Here is an 8,401-nt window from a genome sequence, read left to right as displayed (position 1 = left end):
CTTCATATTATTAAAAAAAATTTTTTGCCTCATTGAATTTAAAAGAATATGTTCCAAAGATTTTTTGAATTCATTTATCTCAGCAGAAAGAATAATTATTCTATTTCTTTCTCTACAATTTTCGTATTTCTTTATTAAAGGATGGTTAAGTATATCCCATGTCACTCTATCATTAATTATAAAGCAATCACACATTCCAAACAGTTGCTCGTCGAAGAGATCGACACCGTCACTAATACGAACTGGAACTTGCCCAATTAGTTCTTTTATCAAGAAAGATAAGCCAATCTTCAGATATGAATCCTGCGTCAAAATTAAAATCTGTAATGGAGACATTTTTACCTCAAAAATATGCGGTCTCAATGACAACCAATGTTAAAAATAACTCTCAGCGAAATTCTCAATAATGTGATAGACATCAATCTACGTCGAAAAATTGTACACACTATGTATAACGTGTAGTTTATTATAGTTTTTCCGGTTTACGATTGTGAAAATTTGCTTTTCTATGAACAATCAAATATTGCTGAATCCGCTCCTCCATCAGAAAGAATTTAATTATTCAGATGACAAAATTATATTCAAATTTTTTCAGAATGTGGCAAGGGATTCCTTTCCCTTACCATAGTTAATTAAAACTTAACGTTAATACCAATCATCCCTTGATATGAATTGAAATCCTTATTTCCTGTTACATAGGAAACATTAGCCCAAAGTCTGGTATTATCGCTAATTGTTGTTTCAACCCCTGCTTTCGTTTCGAACGAATTTTTACCACCTATAGCCGCTGCACGTTGTCCATCAAGATTTGGACTTTGTAAACGGTTTAAGTTCCTGTAGTTAAGCTCAACATACGGCTGAATGAAGGTCCCGCTTGTATGGGTCGTAGTACTGGCCCGTACACCCAGACGAGATTCAACCGCATCTTTGTTTCCTTTAATATTAGTACCTGTTTTTTCAGTGAAATCATTTGAGGTAACACCTAAATAGGTAACCTGGGCCTGTGGAGTCAGCCAGAAACTGGTTTTATCATTGCCAGCTACACGCCATGCATAACCAGATTCAAGAGAACCAGTAATGCCACGAAGCTTATAGTCCTCTTTAGATAACTGATCTCCCGAGACACTGGCATTAAAGTCATTCCAGCGTAACCAACTGTCGGTATACCATCCTGAATTATCAAGGGCATTCTCGAACCAAGTGAGATACATACCAACGCTATAGCCTGAAAGTTTCCCTTTCGATTGATAATCCGTCACTGAAGAGGTTGTCTTATTATTACTATTACCGTACCCAGCCATCAGACCCAAATGATATCGTTGTTGATTAGTATCCCAACGCGCAATATCGCCACCTAATTCAATAGTAGTGTCATAAATTCGAGTATCTAATTGACCAGAACTATTACTTTCTGTCCGTTTCCCAGTTGAGCGAATCCATAGCGACGAGGCTAATTCATCTTCAGCAGTGGTTTTCACTAATCCACTTTCACCAATACGATCATGCAACGTCATATTAAACATATGATTAGCACTCCAGGCATTCGCGGCATAGCTTGCACTCTCTGGCCGTAATACAGGGGTATGGCCGCCAGTTCCGCCCGTAGCCCCGGTTTCACCTGTTGCCCCGGTTTCACCCGTAGCCCCGGTTTCACCCGTAGCCCCGGTTTCACCCGTAGCCCCGGTTTCACCCGTAGCCCCGGTTTCACCTGTTGCCCCGGTTTCACCCGTAGCCCCGGTTTCACCTGTTGCCCCGGTTTCACCTGTTGCCCCGGTTTCACCCGTAGCCCCGGTTTCACCTGTTGCCCCGGTTTCACCCGTAGCCCCGGTTTCACCCGTAGCCCCGGTTTCACCTGTTGCCCCGGTTTCACCTGTTGCCCCGGTTTCACCTTTCATTGCGAAGCTTTCCAGGTACCAAGCCCCATCATCGCTATGTTTATTCAGCAGGTACTCATAATTCCCTTTTACAACCCTGCGCTGCAGCAGAAACTCGCCATCTGATTGACCATTGACCTTTATAAGTTCAAGTGATTCCTGGCCTGTTGGCTTGTTCATGTTAAGGTTGTTAATCCATACATAATCATAACCACGGTCAATAGTATCACCAGTGATTGTGACAGTATCCGTATAAGATTTACCATCCCCTCCATTATTGGTACTTACTCCTTCTCCAGTAAGGTACGAGTCCATCAGCCATGTATTACCACCAGTAGTGAAATTCCCGTCGATGGTTAGATGGTCCCCAGCTACCCCATTGGCCATATCTATTTCAGAGTTCTTCGCCAGCACATTACCCTTGAGAGTAAATGAGGAAATACTATTATTTCCCGTCGAATTCCCATTGTTAACGTCATGTGCGATCAGGGACGAATTGTTAAGATTCAAGGTAGTGAAACTAGCGGTAGTACTACTGGCATTTTTTTCTAATTGCCAAGTCGCATCGTCTGCAATATTAACATCCAATTTTGATGCATTAGATGTATTGATCAGACCTTGCATTCTCCCTTGAGAAAAATTGAAAAGAACGTTACTTGCGCTGGAGGCTGAACCAGCCACATCCAGAATATAGGCATCCTTTCCGTTATTAGAAATGAGATTGCTATCTTCCCCTCTCACACTCAACTGGTATAAATTCTGCCCACCGGCAACATTAATAAGATCGGAACCATTGTTACCTGTCTTATTCACGATGAGATTGTTAAAATTAGTGATTGTTTTAGCTGTAGCCTGACTGGCATTACCGCTAATAGTTATAGCCTCTTTGCCTGATTTTATTTCAGTACGGGATGTATTTTCATTAGCATCTAATAAAGCACCCTGCCAGATGATATCAATACTGGCATCATTAGGTGCTTCGGTTGTATCCAGGAACATTTTACCGCTGGAGTATAACTGCCCCTCTCCGGTACCTATCGCAGCACTTTTACCTAACCGTATGGCATTAGCGCGAGATGAGCTACTAACTATCTTTATATTACTGTCATGGAGGTGTACCTGAGGGGTGACGTTATTAATTTCCGAACCTGATATGTAAATCCCAATAGCATCATTCTTGCCATTCTTAATATTGAGATTAAGTGTATCGGATACACTCACATATCCTGCGGCACCGTTCCCCGAGTTACGAGATGCGCCTTGAATAGCCCTGATACCAACGACCAATGGATACGAACTAGCTAAAAACCCCGTATTGTTCGTAGAGGCCATATTGATATCTAAGTTATCAAATAGCGCACGTGAATACATTCCATTGAAGTTCTCTTGTTCACCCGCATTTACGCTTGATCCGGCTACCACTCCGTAATGTTCAAATCTCTCGCTATATGATGTCCCGTTTGGTAAAGACAGCATCGTTAGGTTCATTGTTCCTATTTTTACAGTAGCCCCATGTGATGAACCAACCCCTACCTTCGCTATATTATCACCTTCCGGTTTAGCGGCATTAGTATCAAGATTAGCTATAGTAAGATCTATTGTCTTATTTGAAGCATCAAAAGTAGAAACATAGGCTGGGCTAGTACCACCAACTGCAATCCCCGCACTGCCTTTTATCGTAAAACTTAAGTCATTTAAAATAGTGATGTTTCGGTTGACTCCCTGACTATATTGCAGGATACCGGTATTCCAAATACTAGTATTGCCTATTTCACTGCCTATAGATTCAACGCTACATCCCGCAGTATTGATCGAATTATTTACAGTGATCGTGCCGTTAGCATTCGTGCTACACTCGGCTGAAATTGCATTTTGAGATAAGAGTAAAGCACCAATAATCAATGAACTACGCAATGAGCCTAATTTTGTCTTGCGACCCAGTTCTGAGCAAACAACCCATTCTCCATGGGCCACATTCCAGACTAATTTGTATATTTTGTTCATTTATTTTTCCGAAAATAGGTTGTGACATCCATTAACATTTTTACATCATATGCAATGGTTTACTATCTCATTAAGATAGGAATTACCTATTAATATTATTTAATTATTTATTTTATTATGTTTGTAAAATCATGATGACTGTGATTTTGTAGACTTCCCTATTTTTAGTGCCCCCCATTGAGGATCTCCAGTAAGTTTTTGTCTTGTATAGATAACAGGGGGGATATCCCCTGACAAATCCACAGAAAAGGAGACATGCATAGTATGTTGCGATCTAATTGATTGTAATAACAATTTCAAGGAAATCACCACTATGTCTGCGCGTTCATTATGCCGAAATTTTTTTAAAAATATACTGGAGCCTCTGCATCTTTATCGTCAAAAAGCACTGATTGAGGCAACCAGTGCTGTAATAAATGGTGCATCTCTTACGCTTACCAGTATTGGACGTCATTTAACCGGAACGGCATCGGTTAAAAACAAAATAAAGCGTGTAGATAGACTGCTGGGGAATACTCATTTATAAAATGAGATTTCCATAATTTTTCAGCGTGTTACGCAGAAAATCACGCAGGGAATGTCCCGTGCTGTGATACTCATTGACTGGAGCGCTTATCATGCCTCGCGTTTCCAACTCCTGCAGGCGAGCCTGGCATGTGATGGTCGCTCTTTACCATTGATGAGTTATGTCGTTCCGTCATCGCAGACGGCGAATCCTGAGGTGCATGAATATTTTCTTGAGTCGCTTGCTGAGTGCTTTACACCCGAAACTCATGTCATTGTTATTACCGATGCCGGTTTTCAGGGGTGGTGGTTTCAACAGGTCAGTTCTCGTGGCTGGACTTATATTTGTCGGGTGCTGGGTAATCACTATTACAATGTTGGTGATGGATGGGAAAAGGTAATTAATTCAGGCATAAAGACATCAACAACAGCAACTTATCTGGGTGAAGGTCTGCTGGGGCGAAGTAAAAAAGCACAACATGAAGGCCATTTTTATCTTTATAAAAGTAAGCCTAAAGGCCGTAAATTCAAACGTTCAAAGGAAAGAGCGCCCAGGCCATCGGTGACAACTAAAGCCCATACAGTGGGAAAATCACCCTGGTTTATTTTTACAAATAGCACAGAATTTTCCCCTAAACAGGTGATGAAGTTATACAGCCGCAGAATGCAAATCGAGCAAAATTTTCAGGATGAAAAAATCCTCACTGAGGATTCGGGTTAAGGCTTAGAGCTAACCATTCAGTTGAGCGGGTCGCGGTGTTTAGCCTGATCGCGGCTTTAGTCAGTATTATTATGTGGTTAAGTGGTTTCAGCCTTGAAAAAGGAAGGATACATCATAAATATCAGACAAATATAGTGAAATACAGGCGAGTTATTTCGCTATTAAAGTTGGCGAGAATATATTTAGGTATGCTCCGCTAATATTGAAAACCCTATTGCTAGGCTCAGGTTTGAAGAAATTACGGCAACGATATACCGATATGATATTGGTTTACTGAATTTTATGAGGATCCTTCAGGATATCCCCCTGTTATCTATGCAAGATAAAAACTGACTTTCACTGGCGGTAGTACTAAAAATAGGAGTCACCATAACTGAACGTGAATATGACAAGAATGAACCGTAGAGTGTAAGATTTTTTCCTTTATTTTAAAAAAATTCAGATATATTTCATTTGCATGATGTTCTTCAAAGACTGACTTTCTAGTTAGTCTTTTTCATGTTCAGAGGAAATAGAATCATGCATGAATTACCTATTCCGGCAGCGATAGAGCGTGCGCTATCCGGTCTGCCTCCTGCTATTCGTAACCGTATTCTTGAACGCCTGCAGAGTCTCACTGATTACGAACCCGTAATCGGTATCGCCGGAAAATCCGGGGCCGGGAAGTCGTCCCTGTGTAATGCCTTGTTCAGTGGCGAGGTCTCACCGGTCAGTGATGTTCTGGCCTGTACACGTGATGCTTTACGCTTTCGGCTTAAAGCAGATAAGCACAGTCTGATGATAATCGATTTACCCGGTGCGGGGGAAAGCGAGGTCAGAGACCGTCAGTATGCGGAACTCTATCAGTCTCTGCTGCCGGAGATGGATTTGGTTCTGTGGGTTATCAAGGCTGACGACCGGGCATTGTCGGTTGATGAGAAATTCTATCGGGAGGTGATTGGCCCGTACCGGGACAAAGTCTTGTTTGTGGTCAGTCAGGTAGACCGGTTTGAACCGCTCCCGCAGGGAGCATCTGCATTCGATAGTCCTTCGGTACCGCAGAGGCATAATCTGAGCCTGAAGCTGGAGGATATCCGCCAGCGCTTTGCGCCCATCCATCCGCTTTGTGCCGTCTCAGCGCGAACCCGCTGGGGAATTGCCGCGATGGTCTCGGTGATGATGGCGTGCCTGCCGGATAAAGCCACCAGCCCTGTGACCTCCCGGCTGCATAAGTCGTTACGTACGGAAAATATCAGAGGGCAGGCCCGGGAGCGATTTGGACGAACTGTGGGCGATATGCTTGATACCGTTGCCCGCTCATCTGCGGTATCCGCTCCCACCCGAAATGTCATCCAGGCGATACGGGATATTGTCGTCCGTGTTGCCCGCTCTCTGTGGGATTTTTTCTTCTGAAGATGTAACGCTCCTCTCTTCAGGCCCCGTCGCTGAATGCGACGGGGCCTGATTTTATTTATTTTCAAAATAAAGGAACTGAATATGACCCGTCTGGCTTCGCGCTTTGGCGCAGCAAACCTTATCCGTCGTGACCGCCCCTTAACCCATGAGGAGTTATTTCGCGTGGTGCCCAGTGTCTTCTGTGAGGATAAACATCAGTCCCGGAGTGAACGTTATACCTACATTCCAACCATATCGCTGCTCGACAGTCTGCAGAAGGAAGGTTTTCAGCCGTTCTTTGCCTGTCAGACCCGGGTACGAGACCCCGGGCGTCGTGAGCATACCAAGCATATGTTACGCCTGCGTCGGGCGGGGCAAATTACCGGGAAACAGGTCCCTGAAATCATTCTGCTCAACTCCCATGACGGCTCCAGCTCCTATCAGATGCTGCCGGGATTATTCCGGGCGGTGTGCCAGAACGGGCTTGTCTGTGGTGAAACCTTTGGTGAGGTACGGGTACCGCATAAGGGAGATGTGGTGAGTCAGGTGATTGAAGGGGCCTATGAGGTGCTGGGGATTTTTGACCGCGTTGAGGAGAAACGGGATGCCATGCAATCCCTGATGTTGCCCCCACCGGCACAGCAGGCGCTGGCTCAGGCTGCACTGACCTATCGTTTCGGTGAGGACCACCAGCCTGTGACGGCATCTCAGGTACTTGCGCCCCGGCGCTGGCAGGACGAGAGCAATGATTTGTGGACCACGTATCAGCGTATTCAGGAGAACCTGATTAAAGGCGGGCTGTCCGGGCGTAATATCACGGGGAAACGTACTCATACTCGGGCTGTGCGTGGTATTGATGGCGATGTGAAACTTAACCGGGCGCTCTGGGTGATAGCGGAAACGCTGATGGAGCAGATTGCATAAAAGCCGAAAATATCTTTTCTCGAAACTTGTTAATGGATTGTTTACGGGGGACATAACCTGTCCACATACGCTTATCTTCGCTGATGCTAAATCCAGCTAATACCTCCTTAAGGCACACCATCTCTCACTTCCGCAAAAAGAAAAAATAGTTTTCATGATGTCCATACCCTGTCCGGCACCTTCTTTAAAGTAATCACTTAAATTTTCAGTCAGTTAATCTGAATGGAGTCCCTCCCATGACACAGGCAGAACGTCGCCATGACCGGCTGGCTGTCAGGCTGTCACTTATCATCTGTCGTCTTGTCACCGGTGAAACTCTGAGCGTCACCAAACTTGCTGCTGAGTTTGGCGTGTCCGTTCGTACCTTAAGGCGGGATTTTCATGAACGTCTGATGTACCTCGACCTGGAGTATCACCAGGGACATTGTCGTTTGCGCTCAGGAAATAGCGGGGCCCAGGGGGAATTTGATGTACTGACCTTTGCTCACCGTACGGGGCTGGCTGATGCTTTCCCCGGTTTCGACAGAAGGCTGGCCGGTGCTCTGCTGAATGCCGATGACATGCCCTGCCTGGTATGGCAGCCAGCAAATGCAATTCCTCCCTCAGGCTCACTCACTTTTTATCGTCTGGTCAGTGCTATCTCAACCCGTCAGCGAGTCATATTGCTGGCAGAGGGGATGCGTTGCGAAGGGCTGGCTCCATACCGGCTTATTTCACTGTATGGTCACTGGTATCTGGTGGGTGAGTTACAGGGCCGTATTGCGGTTTACCCGCTAGAAAATATCCATACCGTGACAGTCCTGAGAGCCACCTTTATTCCACACAAGGATTTCAGCCTGCTTTCAACCCGGCCTGACTTTATCCAGGCACTGCCGCATTTCGATTCCGTCCGTGATGCGCTATCCCTCACATGTCATGCCGATACCAGCAGCCATCATTGTGCTGAGTAGACTGCGACCATAAGGAGAGATTGTTGTTTTTACGAAACACTACCGTCAGC

5 protein-coding genes and 1 pseudogene are annotated in these 8,401 nt (G+C 44.8%); 4 read left to right on the top strand and 2 right to left on the bottom strand.

Annotation, left to right across the window (positions count from 1 at the left end):
- On the bottom strand, positions 1-336 hold a 336-nt coding region (locus tag HU019_RS20165; RefSeq protein WP_217450946.1), incomplete at its 3' end, for a hypothetical protein.
- Between the two features lie 296 nt (positions 337-632).
- On the bottom strand, positions 633-3,878 hold the full coding sequence (locus HU019_RS11230; protein ID WP_174850488.1) for an autotransporter outer membrane beta-barrel domain-containing protein: 3,246 nt from the start codon (positions 3,876-3,878) through the stop codon (positions 633-635).
- Between the two features lie 313 nt (positions 3,879-4,191).
- Here HU019_RS11230 and HU019_RS11225 point away from each other — a divergent pair.
- The 4 genes and pseudogenes from HU019_RS11225 (at position 4,192) to HU019_RS11210 (ending at position 8,351) form a co-directional block, all read left to right on the top strand.
- Positions 4,192-5,380: pseudogene (locus HU019_RS11225) on the top strand (IS4 family transposase).
- Between the two features lie 242 nt (positions 5,381-5,622).
- The gene (locus HU019_RS11220; protein WP_008814948.1) at positions 5,623-6,495 is read left to right on the top strand and encodes a GTPase family protein; all 873 of its coding nucleotides are present in this window, start codon (positions 5,623-5,625) and stop codon (positions 6,493-6,495) included.
- Between the two features lie 84 nt (positions 6,496-6,579).
- On the top strand, positions 6,580-7,401 hold the full coding sequence (locus HU019_RS11215; protein WP_008814949.1) for a DUF932 domain-containing protein: 822 nt from the start codon (positions 6,580-6,582) through the stop codon (positions 7,399-7,401).
- A gap of 236 nt (positions 7,402-7,637) precedes the next feature.
- Entirely contained in the window at positions 7,638-8,351 is a 714-nt protein-coding gene (locus HU019_RS11210; RefSeq protein WP_008814950.1) for a helix-turn-helix transcriptional regulator, read from the top strand.
- Positions 8,352-8,401: the final 50 nt, after the last annotated feature.

Origin of the sequence: Yersinia artesiana, from assembly GCF_902726545.1 — a bacterium.
In the GTDB taxonomy this organism is placed as follows: domain Bacteria; phylum Pseudomonadota; class Gammaproteobacteria; order Enterobacterales; family Enterobacteriaceae; genus Yersinia; species Yersinia artesiana.
The sequence above is the reverse complement of the archived record's forward strand: the minus strand, read 5'-3'. Positions and strand labels throughout refer to the sequence as shown.

Bases quoted from the DNA above. Each gene is read 5' to 3' on its own strand.
- HU019_RS11230 (WP_174850488.1), bottom strand. From the start codon at position 3,878: ATGAACAAAATATACAAATTAGTCTGGAATGTGGCCCATGGAGAATGG.
- HU019_RS11220 (WP_008814948.1), top strand. From the start codon at position 5,623: ATGCATGAATTACCTATTCCGGCAGCGATAGAGCGTGCGCTATCCGGT.
- HU019_RS11215 (WP_008814949.1), top strand. From the start codon at position 6,580: ATGACCCGTCTGGCTTCGCGCTTTGGCGCAGCAAACCTTATCCGTCGT.
- HU019_RS11210 (WP_008814950.1), top strand. From the start codon at position 7,638: ATGACACAGGCAGAACGTCGCCATGACCGGCTGGCTGTCAGGCTGTCA.